Origin of the sequence: Streptomyces sp. NBC_01454, assembly GCF_036227565.1 — a bacterium.
Lineage (GTDB): Bacteria > Actinomycetota > Actinomycetes > Streptomycetales > Streptomycetaceae > Streptomyces.
This window is the reverse complement of the sequence record NZ_CP109460.1, coordinates 5,883,956-5,897,556: the sequence shown is the minus strand read 5'-3', so window position 1 is coordinate 5,897,556 and position 13,601 is coordinate 5,883,956. Positions and strand designations below refer to the sequence as shown.

The 13,601-nt window shown below is 74.5% G+C and carries 12 protein-coding genes and 1 riboswitch; of the genes, 7 read left to right on the top strand and 5 right to left on the bottom strand.

Features of this window, described 5'->3' with window-relative positions:
* Window positions 1-35: 35 nt before the first annotated feature.
* The 3 genes from OIU81_RS26120 to OIU81_RS26110 all read right to left on the bottom strand — a co-directional run bounded on the left by OIU81_RS26120 (window position 36) and on the right by OIU81_RS26110 (window position 3,447).
* Entirely contained in the window at window positions 36-1,106 is a 1,071-nt protein-coding gene (locus OIU81_RS26120) for a prenyltransferase (protein WP_329151587.1), read from the bottom strand.
* Window positions 1,103-1,981: a class I SAM-dependent methyltransferase gene (locus OIU81_RS26115; RefSeq protein ID WP_329151586.1), complete on the bottom strand. Its 879-nt coding sequence runs from the start codon at window positions 1,979-1,981 to the stop codon at window positions 1,103-1,105. Before OIU81_RS26115 ends, OIU81_RS26120 begins: the two co-directional genes overlap by 4 nt.
* 62 nt (window positions 1,982-2,043) lie before the next feature.
* Entirely contained in the window at window positions 2,044-3,447 is a 1,404-nt protein-coding gene (locus OIU81_RS26110) for a glycosyltransferase family 4 protein (RefSeq protein WP_329151585.1), read from the bottom strand.
* Window positions 3,448-3,686: 239 nt separating this feature from the next.
* Between OIU81_RS26110 and OIU81_RS26105 the strand changes: the two genes are divergently transcribed.
* Window positions 3,687-4,361: a TetR family transcriptional regulator gene (locus OIU81_RS26105; protein ID WP_329151584.1), complete on the top strand. Its 675-nt coding sequence runs from the start codon at window positions 3,687-3,689 to the stop codon at window positions 4,359-4,361.
* A gap of 115 nt (window positions 4,362-4,476) precedes the next feature.
* Here OIU81_RS26105 and OIU81_RS26100 read toward each other — a convergent pair whose 3' ends face one another.
* Entirely contained in the window at window positions 4,477-4,710 is a 234-nt protein-coding gene (locus OIU81_RS26100) for a ferredoxin (protein ID WP_329151583.1), read from the bottom strand.
* Window positions 4,710-6,161, bottom strand: coding sequence for an aldehyde dehydrogenase (locus tag OIU81_RS26095; protein ID WP_329151582.1), 1,452 nt, complete (start codon window positions 6,159-6,161; stop codon window positions 4,710-4,712). The genes OIU81_RS26100 and OIU81_RS26095 overlap by 1 nt, the downstream gene beginning before the upstream one ends.
* Window positions 6,162-6,363: 202 nt before the next feature.
* On the opposite strand from OIU81_RS26095, the gene OIU81_RS26090 reads away from it, so the two are divergent.
* The 6 genes from OIU81_RS26090 (at window position 6,364) to OIU81_RS26065 (ending at window position 13,601) form a co-directional block, all read left to right on the top strand.
* Window positions 6,364-7,467, top strand: a complete 1,104-nt coding sequence (locus tag OIU81_RS26090) for an MBL fold metallo-hydrolase (protein WP_329151581.1) — start codon at window positions 6,364-6,366, stop codon at window positions 7,465-7,467.
* Window positions 7,468-7,575: 108 nt separating this feature from the next.
* Window positions 7,576-7,719: riboswitch (cobalamin riboswitch) on the top strand.
* 201 nt (window positions 7,720-7,920) lie between these two features.
* A complete protein-coding gene (locus tag OIU81_RS26085; protein ID WP_329151580.1) occupies window positions 7,921-9,240 on the top strand; it encodes a prenyltransferase/squalene oxidase repeat-containing protein in 1,320 nt (439 codons plus the stop codon).
* Entirely contained in the window at window positions 9,237-9,896 is a 660-nt protein-coding gene (locus OIU81_RS26080) for an SCO2322 family protein (RefSeq protein WP_329151579.1), read from the top strand. Before OIU81_RS26085 ends, OIU81_RS26080 begins: the two co-directional genes overlap by 4 nt.
* Entirely contained in the window at window positions 9,893-11,050 is a 1,158-nt protein-coding gene (locus OIU81_RS26075) for a CbiQ family ECF transporter T component (RefSeq protein WP_329151578.1), read from the top strand. The genes OIU81_RS26080 and OIU81_RS26075 overlap by 4 nt, the downstream gene beginning before the upstream one ends.
* Window positions 11,047-12,711 (top strand): ABC transporter ATP-binding protein, encoded by a 1,665-nt coding sequence (locus OIU81_RS26070; RefSeq protein WP_329151577.1) that lies wholly within the window; start codon window positions 11,047-11,049, stop codon window positions 12,709-12,711. Before OIU81_RS26075 ends, OIU81_RS26070 begins: the two co-directional genes overlap by 4 nt.
* The gene (locus OIU81_RS26065; RefSeq protein WP_329151576.1) at window positions 12,708-13,601 is read left to right on the top strand and encodes an ECF transporter S component; all 894 of its coding nucleotides are present in this window, start codon (window positions 12,708-12,710) and stop codon (window positions 13,599-13,601) included. The genes OIU81_RS26070 and OIU81_RS26065 overlap by 4 nt, the downstream gene beginning before the upstream one ends.

Sequence of the window (13,601 nt, the reverse complement as noted above, 5' to 3'; positions counted from 1 at the left end):
CTCGTCCCGCGCTTTTCGGGCCCCCGGCCGGCCGCCTACCGGCAGCAGTCCGGCTCGAGCCCCGTCGGCAGCCACTCACCGCCGAAGACCGCGGTGGTGGCCTCGTCGCCGCCCAGGGCCGCGACCGCGAGCAGCATCGAGCCGGCCGTCCAGGAGGTGCGTTCGCGGGGCCAGATCGCGTCGTCGTCGAAGACGTAGCCGGTCCAGTACAGGCCGTCCTCGGCGCGCAGATGCTGGATCCACTTGAGGATCTGCACGGCCCGCTCGGACTCCCCCATCGCCCACAGCGCGAGCGCCAGTTCCGCGCTCTCGCCGCCGGTGACCCAGGGGTTGGGCAGGACGCAGCGCACGCCCAGGCCGGGCACGACGAAACGTTCCCAGTCGGCGTCGATCCGGTCCGTGGCCCGGTCGCCGCGGAGCGCGCCGCCCAGCACCGGGTAGTACCAGTCCATGGAGTAGCGGGACTTGTCCAGGAACCGTTCGGGGTGGCTTCGTATCGCATGGCCGAGCCGGCCGGCCGCCAGCTCCCAGTCGGGCTGCGGCTCCTCGCGCTGGTCGGCGAGCGCCAGGGCGCAGCGCAGGGCCTGGTAGATGGAGGAGGAGCCGGTCAGCAGCGCCTCGTTGACGGGGGTGCCGTCGTCCTCGCGCTTCCAGCCGATCTCCCCGCCGGGCTGCTGGAGCTCCAGCACGAAGGCGATCGACGAGCGGACCGCGGGCCACATGCGGTCGAGGAAGGTCTCGTCGCCGGTGGACAGGAAGTGGTGCCAGACGCCGACCGCGAGATAGGCGCAGAAGTTGGTCTCCCGGCCGCGGTCGGTGGGGGCCTCGGCGTCGCCGTCGGCGTAGGCCGCGTACCAGGACCCGTCCGCGTTCTGGTGCCGCACCAGCCAGTCGTACGCGGCCTCGGCGCGCTCGTGTTCGCCGGCCGCGTCCAGGGCCATGGCGGCCTCGGTGTGGTCCCACGGGTCGAGGTGGTGGCCCCGGAACCAGGGGATGGCGCCGTCCGGCCGCTGGGTCGCGAGGATGCCGGCGACCGTGCGGGCGGCCTGTTCGGCGGTGAGCACGCCCGGCAGGACGAGCCGTTCGGTACGCCCGGGACTCGTCACTTGGCGGCCCCGGCGGAGGGCTTGGCGGAGGGCTTGGTGGAGGGCTTGGTGGAGGCCGAAGCGCCGCGCTTCGCCTTGGACCTGGCGGTCTTCGCGGCGGGTGCGGGGGCGGCCTCGGCGGGCTCGTCCGCCTCAGCGGCGGCCGCCGCGGGCAGGTGCGGCTTGGTGGCGTAGACGACGAAGCTTTTGCCTATGACGGGGTTGAGCGCCCGCTCGGCGAGCCGGGTGGCCAGCGGCTTCTTCATGATGTCCCAGACCAGCAGCTTGTGGTACGCCTGCACCGGCAGCGCCGCGTCTTTACCGTCCCTGCCCACCCCGAAGGCGCACTTGAGCCACCAATACGGGCTGTGCAGCCCGTGGGCGTGGTGCGTGCCGTACGGTTCCAGGCCCGCCTCCCGCACCTTGTCGAGGAGTTCATCGCCGCGGTAGATGCGGATGTGGCCGCCCTCGACCTCGTGATAGGCGTCGCTGAGCGCCCAGCAGACCTTCTCGGGGCCGTAGCGGGGCACGGTGACGGCGATCCGGCCGCCGGGGCGCAGCACCCGGACCATCTCGGCGAGCACGCCCTTGTCGTCCGGGATGTGCTCCATCACCTCGGAGATGATCACGACGTCGAAACTGTCGTCGGGGAACGGCAGGTTGAGCGCATCGCCTTCCATCGCGGTGGCGGAGGCGCCCGCCGGGGCCTCGCCCGCCTCCTCCATCGCGGCGAACCACTTGGCGACCTCGCGGATCTCCTCGCCGTTCTGGTCGAGGGCGACGACCTGCGCGCCGCGCCGGTAGCACTCGAAGGCGTGCCGGCCGGCGCCGCACCCCAGATCGAGCACGCGGTCGCCCGGGGCGAGCGGGAAGCGGGAAAAGTCGACGGTCAGCACGGCGTTCTGCTTTCGTCCGGCGGTGGGTGGCGGTGGTGGCTGCGGAAGGAACTACGGGCCGGCTAGACGTGTCCGGCGGTGCTCGGCGCGGACGCGGTGCCGGCGGCCGCGCCGGTTGCCGCCCCGGGCAGGGTGCGGGCGGCGCCCTGGAGGGCGATGGCCTCGCGGTAGCGCTCGGCGGTGCCGAGGGCGGCCTGCCGCCAGGTGAAGCGGGCCAGCACCCGCTCGCGGCCGGCCGCGCCGAGCCGGCGGCGCAACTGCGCGTCGCCCAGGAGGCGGAGCAGCCCGCCGGCCAGTGCGCCGGCGTCGCCCGGGGGCACCGCGAGACAGGTCTCGCCGTCCGGCCCGGCGACCTCGGGGATGGCCCCGCCGGTGGTGGCCAGCAGCGGGGTGCCGGTGGCCATCGCCTCGGCGGCGGGCAGCGAGAAGCCCTCGTAGAGGGAGGGGACGCAGGCGATCTGGGCGCCGCGGACGAGGTCGACGAGCTCGCCGTCGGAGATGCCCTTGACGAATTCGACGGCGCCGGACAGGCCGAGCCGTTCGATGGCGGCGGCCACCGGCCCGTCGTCGGCGCGCTTGCCGACGACCACCAGATGGGCGTCGGGCTGCTCGGTGCGCACCTTGGCGAGCGCCTCGACGAGGTGGATCAGGCCCTTGAGGGGCACGTCCGCACTGGAGGTGGTGACGATCCGTCCGGGCACCTCGGGGACGGCGGGATCCGGCGAGAACAGCTCGGTGTCGGCGCCGATGTGCACGACGTGGATGCGGCCGGGGCGGACACCGAGGTCGTCGACGATTTCCTGGCGCGAGGAGCCGGAGACGGTCAGCACGGACGGCAGCCGGCGGGCGACCCGCTTCTGCATGCGGGTGAAGCCGTACCAGCGGCGCACGGAGGCGCGGCGCCGCCAGCCGCCGGCGGCTGCCAGGTCCAGCCGCCGGTCGACGGTGATGGGGTGGTGGATGGTGGTGACCAGCGGGGCGCCGAGCGCGCCGGGGCCGCCGAGCAGGCCGTAGCCGAGGGTCTGGTTGTCGTGGACGACGTCGAACTGGCCGTGGCGGGCGGCGAGATGGCGCCGGGCCCGCAGGGAGAAGGTCAGCGGCTCGGGGAAGCCGCCGGTCCACATCGTGCCGACCTCGAGGGCGTCGATCCAGTCGCGGTACTCGCCGCGCTTCGGCGTGCGGAACGGGTCCGGCTGGCGGTAGAGGTCCAAGCTGGGCAGCTCGGTCAGGGTCACCCCGTCGTCGACGACGGGGTAGGGCTGGGCGCCGATGACCTCGACGGTGTGGCCGAGGCGGGCCAGTTCGCGCGAGAGGTGGCGTACATAGACGCCCTGTCCGCCGCAGAACGGGTTCCCCTTATACGTGAGCATCGCGATGCGCAGGGGACGCTCACCGTTCGACGGGGCGGAGGCCGGGGTGGCCTCTGCGGGGCGAGGCGCGGCTGCCTGGACGGCCTCTGCGGTCACGCTCGGCCCCCTTCTCACTGGACTTTCGCCGGAGCGTAACCGCTGGCGGTAATCTAGAACAAGTTTCAGAACTGATTGGCTACTGATCAGTTCACCAAGCCTCGAATCTACCGGCCGAGAACGATGCGAAAAGAGCCGCACCAGGTGATTCGCGCCACCACCCGCGCCCCTGCCATGCTGTGCCGATCACACCACCGGCACTCGCCGCATCGCGGACGGAATGCCACGGAATGGGAAATATGACTACGGAATCCAAGGCAGCCAGGCCGACGCTTCCCGCGAGTCCTCCCCTGACCGAGCGTCAGGAGGCCAGACGCCGCCGCATCCTGCACACCAGCGCCCGGCTGGCGTCCCGTGGCGGCTTCGACGCCGTGCAGATGCGCGAGGTCGCGGAGTCCTCGGGCGTCGCCCTCGGCACCCTCTACCGCTACTTCCCCTCCAAGGTGCATCTGCTGGTCGCCACCATGCAGGACCAGCTCCAGCACATGCACGAGACGCTGCGCAAGCGCCCGCCGTCGGAGCAGGACCCCGGAGCCCGGGTGGCCCAGACCCTGATGCGGGCCTTTCGCGCGCTGCAGCGCGAGCCGCACCTCGCGGACGCGATGGTGCGCGCGCTGACCTTCGCCGACCGCTCGGTGAGCCCCGAGGTGGACACCGTCTCCCGGCTGACCACGGCGATCATCCTCGACGCGATGGCCCCGCCGGTCACCTCGCGCCACCCCTCGCAGGAGCCGGCCCACCCCGCCGCCGCGCCCACCCCCGAACAGCTCTCCGCGGTCCGGGTCATCGAACACACCTGGCACTCCGCGCTGATCACCTGGCTGTCGGGGCGGGCCTCGATCGCCCAGGTGAAGATCGACATCGAAACGGTGTGCCGCCTGATCGACCTCACGGCGCCGGACCGCGAGCGTTAACCTCCGCCCCGTCATGGGTAGTTGGCCCGCAAGGGGCCCTGCGGACCCCTACGGGACCCACCCCGCGCCCCCTTACGGGCCCCGCCACCCAACCCCCCACCCCGCCCCGCCGCCCTCACTCCTCCGGCGGGAACACCGCCTCGCCGCTGCCGGCCGCGGTCAGGGTGATCGCCTCGACGGGGCAGCCCTCGGCCGCCGCCAGGATGTCCGCCGCGGCGTCCGTCTCCGGCACCACCGGGTGCGACTGCCGGGCCGTGTCCAGCCGGAAGCCGTCCGGCGCGGCGGCGACGCACATCCCCGAGCCGATGCACACGCCCCGGTCCACCTCCACCTGCCAGCGGTCCCCCATCAGGCACCCGCCGGCAGATGGATCATCTTGTGCTCCAGATATTCGCCGAAGCCCTCGGGCCCGAACTCCCGCCCGATGCCGGAGTTCTTGTAGCCGCCGAAGGGGCCGAGCATGTCGATGCTGAAGGTGTTCACCGAGTACGTGCCGGTGCGCACCTGCCGTGCGAGATCGATGCCGTGGTCGACGTCGGCCGTCCACACCGAGCCGGAGAGCCCGTAGTCGGAGTCGTTGGCGATCCGTATCGCCTCCGCCTCGTCGCCGTACGGCAGCAGGCAGATGACCGGGCCGAAGATCTCCTCGCGGGCGATCCGCATGGAGTTGGTGACCTCGCCGAAGAGGGTCGGCTCGACATACCAGCCCGTGGGCCGGTCCGCGGGCCGGCCGCCGCCGGTGAGGACCTTGGCGCCTTCCTGCTGCCCCAGTGCGATGTAGTCCAGCGAGCGCTGCTGCTGGCGGCGGGCGACCAGCGGGCCCACCTCGGTGGCCGGATCCAGTGGGTCGCCGACGGTCAGCCCGCTCGCCGCGGCGGTGAACCGCTCGGCGATCTCGTCGTAGTGGCTGCGCGGGGCGAGGATCCGGGTCTGGGCCACACACGCCTGGCCGTTGATCATCCAGGCGAACGGCACGATGCCGGCCACCGCCGCGTCCAGATCGGCGTCCGGCAGGATCACCGCGGCGGACTTGCCGCCCAGCTCCAGCGTGACCCGGCTGAGGTGGCGGGAGGCGACCTCCATGACCCGCCGGCCCGCCGCCACCGAGCCGGTGAACGACACCTTGTCCACGCCCGGGTGTCCGACCAGGTATTCGCTCACCTCCCGGTCGGCCGGGAGGATCGACAGCACGCCCGGCGGCAGCCCGGCCTCCGTCGCGATCTCGGCGAGGAGGTAGGCGTCCAGCGGGGTCTCCGGGGACACCTTCAGCACCACCGAGCAGCCGGCCAGCAGCGCGGGGGCGAGCTTGGCGGCGGCGGTGAACTGCGGGACGTTCCACGGCACCACGGCCGCGACCACCCCGGCCGGCTCCCGCCGCACCAGCAGCGGCCCCAGCAGCCCGGCCCGCCGCTCCTCGAACGGGAAGTCCCGGGCGACCGTGAGCGCGGCGTCCCACACCAGCATCGCGGCCAGCGACTGCACCATGATCCCGGAGGTGAACGGGGTGCCGTTCTCGGAGCTGATGACCTTGGCGATCTCCTCGCTGCGGGCCGCGAAGGCGTCCTTGATGCGGGTGACCACCGCGATCCGGTCCGCCAGCGGGGCGTTCGCCCACTCCCCGGAGTCGAAGGACCGGCGGGCCGCGGCCACCGCCCGGTCGACATCGGCCCGCGAGGCGTGCGGCACCCGGCCGATGACCTGTTCGGTGTGGGGTGAGACGACCTCGATGGTGTCCCGGCCGGCCGGATCGGCCCACTCGCCGCCCAGGTAGAGCTTTCCGTGTTCGACGAGGTCGCTCATCGCTGCCGCCTCCCGACGGTTCCTGACGCTTCATCAGAATCACTCATCAGGAACTGATACCAGTTCTACCGGGAGGAGTCCACGGCGGGCGGGCCGAATCCCCCCGGCGGCCGCCCGGGGACCCGATTCCGGCCGCATTGAAACCCGTTCTAGTTATAGTGAGACGGGTGCCGGACGCCCGGCGGACCGAGAGGGGACCTGGATGACGACGCAGGTGACCGACCACCGGGGCGGGGTGTGGAGCATCGCCGTCCCCATCCCGGACAATCCGCTCGGCCACACCCTCGTCCACCTCCTGGAGACCGACCGGGGGCCGGTGCTCATCGACACCGGATGGGACGACCCGGACTCCTGGGAGGCGCTCGTCGCCGGCGTCACCGCCTGCGGCTTCGCCCTCACCGACCTCCACGGCGTGCTGATCACGCACCACCACCCCGACCACCACGGCCTCTCCGCCAAGGTGCGGGAGGCCTCCGGCGCCTGGATCGCGATGCACGCCGCGGACACCGCCGTGGTCCGCCGCACCCGCGAGGCCACACCGGACGGCTGGCTCGACCACCTCCTCACCCAGCTCACGGCGGCCGGCGCGCCGGAGGAGCATCTGGCGCCGCTGCGCACCGCCCGGGCCACCGGGGGCGGCCGGCGGATGCCCGGCCTGCGGGCCGCGCTGCCGGACCGCGAGATCGGCCCCGGCGAGCTGCTCGATCTGCCGGGGCGCCGGCTGCGCGCCCTCTGGACACCGGGGCACACCCCGGGCCATGTGTGTCTGCACCTGGAGGAGGAGCACCCCGCGCGGCGCGGCCGCGGCTTCGGCCGGCTCTTCTCCGGCGACCACCTCCTGCCGGGCATCACCCCGCACATCGGCCTGTACGGGGACCCGCATGCCGAAGACGGCCCGCCCGGCCTCCCCGGCTCGCACGGGGCGACCGGCCCGGGGGAGGCCGCCGACCCCCTGGGCGACTACCTCGACTCCCTCGAACGCGTCGGCCGGCTCGCCCCCGCCGAGGTGCTGCCCGCCCACCAACACGCCTTCACCGACGCCGGCGGACGCGTCCGCGCGCTCCTCGCCCACCACGAGGAGCGGCTCGCCCATCTCAGGACGCTGCTGAGCGCACCGCGCACGGCCTGGCAGCTCGCCACCGCCATGGAGTGGAACCGCCCCTGGGAGCAGATCCCTTACAGCTCCCGCACCATCGCCGTCTCGGAGGCCGAGGCGCATCTGCGCCGGCTGGTGAAGCTGGGCCGGGCGGAGTGCGTGCCGGGCCCCGGTCCCGTGCGGTACCAGGCGGTGGACGGAGCGCCGTAGCCGGTCGTCGCCTCGGTCGTCACCCCGGCCGTCACTTCGGTCGTCACTTCGGTCGTCACCTCGGCCGCCGACCGGCCCGGGGCGCGGAGCCGGTTCGTACGTGCGAGCGAAGGCCGGGCGGGCGCCGGTTAAGGTGTGCGGGACAACTTCATCCGTACCCGATCGGGGGAAGCCGGTGGAAATCCGGCGCTGACCCGCAACCGTGAGGACGGCCCACCCACGCCAGGCCCTGGCCGGCGCGGACGGGCCGTACGAGCCGGAACACCCGAAGGGCACGGCCAAGGCTCGCGCCACCGCGGCCGCCCGCCCGTGCGGACGGCCGGTGCGCGGCACCGTCGAGGTATACGGAGCTGAGCCCGGTGCCACCGCGCGCGATCCCGGATCGGTGCGCGGGTGGGCGGCCGAGCGCGGCTGTGTGACCCGCCGCGACCCGACCCGAGAGGCACCGACCCGATGGCTCCCACGGCTTCCCCGGCCCACCAGGCCCCTTCGCCGCATTCCGGCGCCCAGCTGGCGCGCCGCGCCACCACGGCGCTGGCCGCCGCGCTGGTGCTGGGCGCGGCCGCCGCCCCCGCGTACGCCGCTGCCGCGGGCTCGCCGTCCGTCCTGTCCAAGGCACCCGGGAAGCTGCCCGACGGTCTGTACGGCACCAAGGACCCGCAGTACGACGGGGTGTGGCGGCAGTCGCTCGCGCTGCTGGCGCAGCACACCGTGGGGGTGCGTCCGGCGGCGCCGGCGGTGCGGTGGCTGGTCGGGCAGCAGTGCGCGGACGGCGCGTTCACCGCGTTCCGTGCCGAGCCGGGCAAGGCCTGTGACGCCAAGACGATGCGGGACACCAACCAGACGGCCGCCGCGGTGCAGGCGCTGGCCGCGCTGGGCGGGCAGGGCGACGCCGTGCACAAGGCGGTGGGCTGGCTGACGTCGGTGCAGAACGACGACGGCAGCTGGAGCTCGATGCCCGGCTCGCCCGGCGACGCCAACTCCACCTCGGTGGTCATCGGGGCGCTCGCGGCGGCGGGGCAGAAGCCGGGGTCGGTGACGTCGAAGAAGGGCAAGAGCCCCTACGACGGGCTGCTCACCTTCCGGCTGGGCTGTGCGGGCAAGGAGGAGGCGCACGGCGCGTTCACCTTCCAGCTCAAGGGCGCGGCCCCGAACGCCGACGCCACCGCGGCCGCCGCGACCGGAGCGCTCGGCCGGGGCTTCGTCGTCGAGCCCGCCGGGCACCGTGCGCCCCTCACGCCGCCGGCCTGCAAGGACGGCGCGGACGCGAAGCCGGGCAAGGTCTCCGCGGCGCGGGCCGCGGACGGCGGCGCCGCGTATCTCGTCGCCCAGCTCGACAAGAACGGGCAGCATCTGGTCTCCGCGATGCCGGGCGCCAAGCCGCAGCCGGACGTCGGCAATACCGCGGACGCCGTGGTGGCGCTGGCGGCCGGCGGGCACGGCGGCGAAGCCCGGCGGCCGCTGGCCTGGCTGCAGAAGAACGCGGCGGACTGGGCGCGGCAGAGCGGCCCGGCCGCGTACGCCCAGCTGGTGCTGGCCGCGCACGCCACCGGCAGCGACCCGCGCTCCTTCGGCGGCAGCGACCTGGTGACCGCGCTCAACGCCACCGGCCCGGCGCCGGCGTCCCTTCCGGGGAAGCACTCCGGGGACGCCGACACCTCCGCCAAGGACGACGGTGGCGGCACCGTGTGGTGGATCACCGGCGTCGGTCTCGCCTTCGGCGCGGGCATCGGCTTCCTGCTCAGCAGCCGCAGGAAGAAGAGCCGGCCGTGAGGCGGCGGGCCGGTCTCGCCGGGGCCGCGCTGCTGGCCGGTACGGTCACCGGCCTGGCCGCCGGGCCCGCCCAGGCACAGGAGTACCGCTACTGGTCCTTCTGGGAGGGCAGGGCCAGTTCCTGGACGTACGCCTCCGAGGGGCCGGGCACGCTGCGGCCGGCCGACGGTGCGGTCGTCGGGTTCCGCTTCACCGTCAGCGCCGATTCCGCCGCGGCCGGCAAGCCCCGTGCGGCCGCCGGTTTCGGCGCGATCTGCGGTGACACCCCCGCCAAGGAGGGCCGCAAGCGGATCGGCGTCGTCGTGGACTTCGGCACCGCGGCGGACGCGCCCGGCGGTGAGCGGCCGCCGGCGTCCCGGACGGAGTGTGCGCAGGTGTCCGGGGACGCCTCGGCGGGCGAGGCGCTGGCGGCGGTCGCCCGGCCGCTGCGCTATGACGCGGACGCCCTGCTGTGTGCCGTCGCCGGCTATCCGAAGGCGGGGTGCGCGGAGCGGGTGAGCGGCTCGAAGGAGGCGCCGTCCGCATCGCCGTCCCCGGGGGCGGCCGCGGACGGCGGGGACGACGAGGGGCCGTCCGCCGGGCTGTTCGGCGGGATCGCGGTCCTGGTCGTCCTGGGTGCGGCGGCCGGGTGGCAGCTCCGCCGCCGGCGCGGATGAGCGCCCCGCACACGACCCGTACCACCGCGCTGCACGCCGGCGCCTGGTGGCTGTGGGCGCTCGGCCTGGCCACCGCGGCCTCCCGCACCACCGATCCCCTGCTGCTGGGGCTGCTGGTGGGCGTGGCCGGATATGTCGTCGCGGCCCGCCGTACGCAGGCGCCGTGGGCCCGTTCCTACGGTGCGTTCGTCAAGCTCGGCCTGGTCGTGATCGCCCTCCGGCTGGTCTTCGCCTTCTTCCTGGGGTCCCCGATCCCGGGTACGCACACCCTGGTCACGCTCCCCGAAGTGCCGCTGCCCGACTGGGCGAAGGGCGTCCGGATCGGCGGCCGGGTCACTGCGGAGGCCATGGTCTTCGCGCTGTACGACGGGCTGAAACTGGCCACCCTGCTGATCTGTGTGGGCGCCGCCAACGCGCTCGCCAACCCGGCGCGGCTGCTGAAGTCGCTGCCCGGTGCGCTCTATGAGGCGGGCGTCGCGGTCGTCGTCGCGATGACCTTCGCGCCGAACCTGGTCGCCGATGTCCAGCGGCTGCGGGCCGCCCGCCGGCTGCGCGGCCGCCCCGACCGCGGGTTCCGGGCGCTGCTCCAGGTCGGGGTGCCGGTGCTGGAGGGCGCGTTGGAGCGTTCGGTGGCGCTGGCCGCGGCCATGGACGCGCGCGGGTACGGCCGCAGTGCCGAGGTGCCGCGGGCCGTACGGCACACCACCTCGGCCCTGACCCTCGGCGGGCTGCTCGGCATCTGCGCCGGCACGTACGGGCTGCTGGGCGCGTCGGGGGGCGGCTACGGTCTGCCGCTGCTGCTGGCCGGGCTGGCGGCGGCGCTCGGCGGGCTGTGGCTCGGCGGCCGGCGGTCGGTGCGCAGCCGCTACCGGCCCGAGCGGTGGGGGGTGCGCGCCTGGCTGGTCGCGGGCTCCGGCATCGCCGTCGCCGCCCTGATGATCTGGGCCGGTGCCTATGCGCCCGCCGCGCTCCATCCGCCCGCCGTCCCGCTCACCGCCCCTGTCCTCCCCCTCTGGCCGGCCGTCTCCGTCCTGGTGGGACTGCTGCCCGCGTTCGTCGCCCCGCTCCCGCCGAGCGGGGACCGTGCGGCGCGCGCCGTGTCCCGTGGCCGTGCCCCCGATGTCGGTCCGCGTGTGAAGGAGCCCACCCCGTGATCCGGTTCGAGCAGGTCTCGGTCACCTACGGCGACGCCACGGCGCCGGCCGTCCAGGGCATCGACCTGACCGTCCCCGAGGGCGAACTGTGCCTGCTGGTCGGGCCCTCCGGCGTCGGCAAGTCCACCGTCCTGAACGCCGTGTGCGGGCTGGTCCCGCACTTCACCGGCGGCACCCTGCGCGGCCGGGTCACCGTCGACGGCCGGGACACCCGCACCCACAAGCCGCGCGAACTGGCCGATGTCGTCGGCACGGTGGGCCAGGACCCGCTGGCGCACTTCGTCACCGACACCGTCGAGGACGAGCTCGCCTACGGCATGGAGTCGCTCGGCCTCGCCCCCGACGTGATGCGCCGCCGGGTCGAGGAGACCCTGGATCTGCTGGGCCTGGCCGAGCTGCGCGACCGCGCCCTGGCCACGCTGTCCGGGGGCCAGCGGCAGCGGGTGGCGATCGGGTCGGTGCTGACGACCCACCCCAAGGTCCTGGTCCTCGACGAGCCGACCTCGGCGCTCGACCCGGCCGCCGCGGAGGAAGTGCTCGCCGTGCTCCAGCGCCTGGTCCACGACCTGGGCACCACGGTGCTGCTGGCCGAACACCGCCTGGAGCGCGTCGTTCAGTACGCCGACCAGGTCATCCTGCTTCCCTCCCCGGGCGCGGCCCCGGTCATGGGCGCCCCCGCCGACGTCATGGCCGTCTCCCCCGTCCACCCCCCGGTGGTGGCTCTCGGCCGCCTCGCGCACTGGTCCCCGCTCCCGCTGTCCGTGCGCGACGCCCGCCGCAAGGCCGGCGCCCTGCGCGAGCGGCTGACGGGGGTGGTGCCGCCGGGGCGGGGAGCCGGGACGGGAACGGTGCCGAGCCGCCCCGGGACGGAGGCGCCCCGGAGCGGCCTTGTCCCGGACAAGATCGCCGCGGCCGTGTCCGGGCTGGGCGTCCGGCGGGGGCGGGCCGAGGTGCTGCACCGGGTGGAGCTGACCGTGCGGCGCGGCGAGACCCTCGCGTTGATGGGCCGTAACGGGGCGGGGAAGTCGACGCTGCTGTCCACCCTCGTCGGGATGCACGAGCCGTCGTCCGGCTCGGTGCGGGTCGGCGGCCGCACCCCGCACCGCACCGGCCCCCGGGAGCTGCTGCGGCAGGTCGGTCTGGTCCCGCAGGAGCCCCGTGACCTGCTCTACGCGGACACCGTCGCCGCCGAGTGCGCCGCGGCCGACCAGGACGCGGGTGCCCCGGCCGGCAGCTGCCGGGCCCAGGTCACCCGGCTGCTGCCGGACGTCCCGGATTCCGTCCACCCCCGCGATCTGTCCGAGGGCCAGCGCCTCGCCCTCGCCCTCGCGGTCGTGCTGACCGCCCGTCCGCCGCTGCTCCTGCTCGACGAGCCCACCCGCGGCCTGGATTACGCCGCCAAGGCCCGGCTGGTCGAGGTGCTGCGCACGCTGGCCGCCGAGGGCCACGCCATCGTCCTGGCCACCCATGATGTGGAGCTGGCCGCCGAACTCGCCCACCGGGTGGTGATCCTGGCCGACGGCGAGATCGTCGCCGACGGTCCCACCGACGAGGTCGTGGTCTCCTCGCCGTCGTTCGCGCCGCAGGTCGCCAAGGTCCTCGCGCCGCTGCCCTGGCTGACCGTGCCCCAGGTGGCCGAGGCGCTGGAGGCCACCGCATGACCGGACATCCGCACCGCACCGGAGGCGAGGGGCCGCCTTCGGGCTCGGCGCCGGTCCCGGGGCGCCGGGCGCGTGCCGTGCGGCTCGGTCCCCGCTCCGTCGCCGCGCTGTGCCTGATCTCGGCGATCGGCGTGATGGCCTTCGGCTGGCCGCTGCTGGCCGACTCCGCGTCCGGTCTGGCCCATTCCCGGGACGCGCCCTGGCTGTTCGCCGCGCTGCTGCCGATGCTGCTCGCCGTCGTCGTGGCGACCATCGCCGACACCGGCCTGGACGCGAAGGCCATCGCCATGCTCGGCGTGCTGGCCGCGGCCGGGGCGGCGTTGCGGCCGCTGGGCGCGGGGACGGCCGGCATCGAGCCGATGTTCTTCCTGATGGTGCTGGCGGGGCGGGTGCTCGGGCCGGGGTTCGGGTTCGTGCTGGGGTCGGTGGCGATGTTCGCGTCCGCGCTGCTGACCGGTGGTGTCGGGCCCTGGATGCCGTTCCAGATGCTGACGATGGGGTGGGTGTCGATGGGTGCCGGTCTGCTGCCCGGACCCGACCGGCTGCGCGGCCGCCGTGAACTGGCCCTGCTCGCCGCCTACGGAGCCGTCTCCGCCGTGCTCTACGGCCTGGTCATGAACCTCCAGGGCTGGCCCTATATCGGCGGCATGGCCTCGGGGGTCTCCTTCGTCCCCGGCGACCCGGTCGAGCAGAACCTCGCCCGTTTCCTCGCCTACTGCCTCGCCACCTCCCTCGGCTGGGACCTGCCCCGGGCCCTGGTGACGGTGGTCCTCACCTTCGTGCTGGGCGGCACGGTGCTCAAGGCGCTGCGCCGCGCCACCCGCCGTGCCGCCTTCGACGCCCCCGTCTCCTTCACGCCCGGTCCGCCCCGGGAGGCCGGCTCGCCGTGA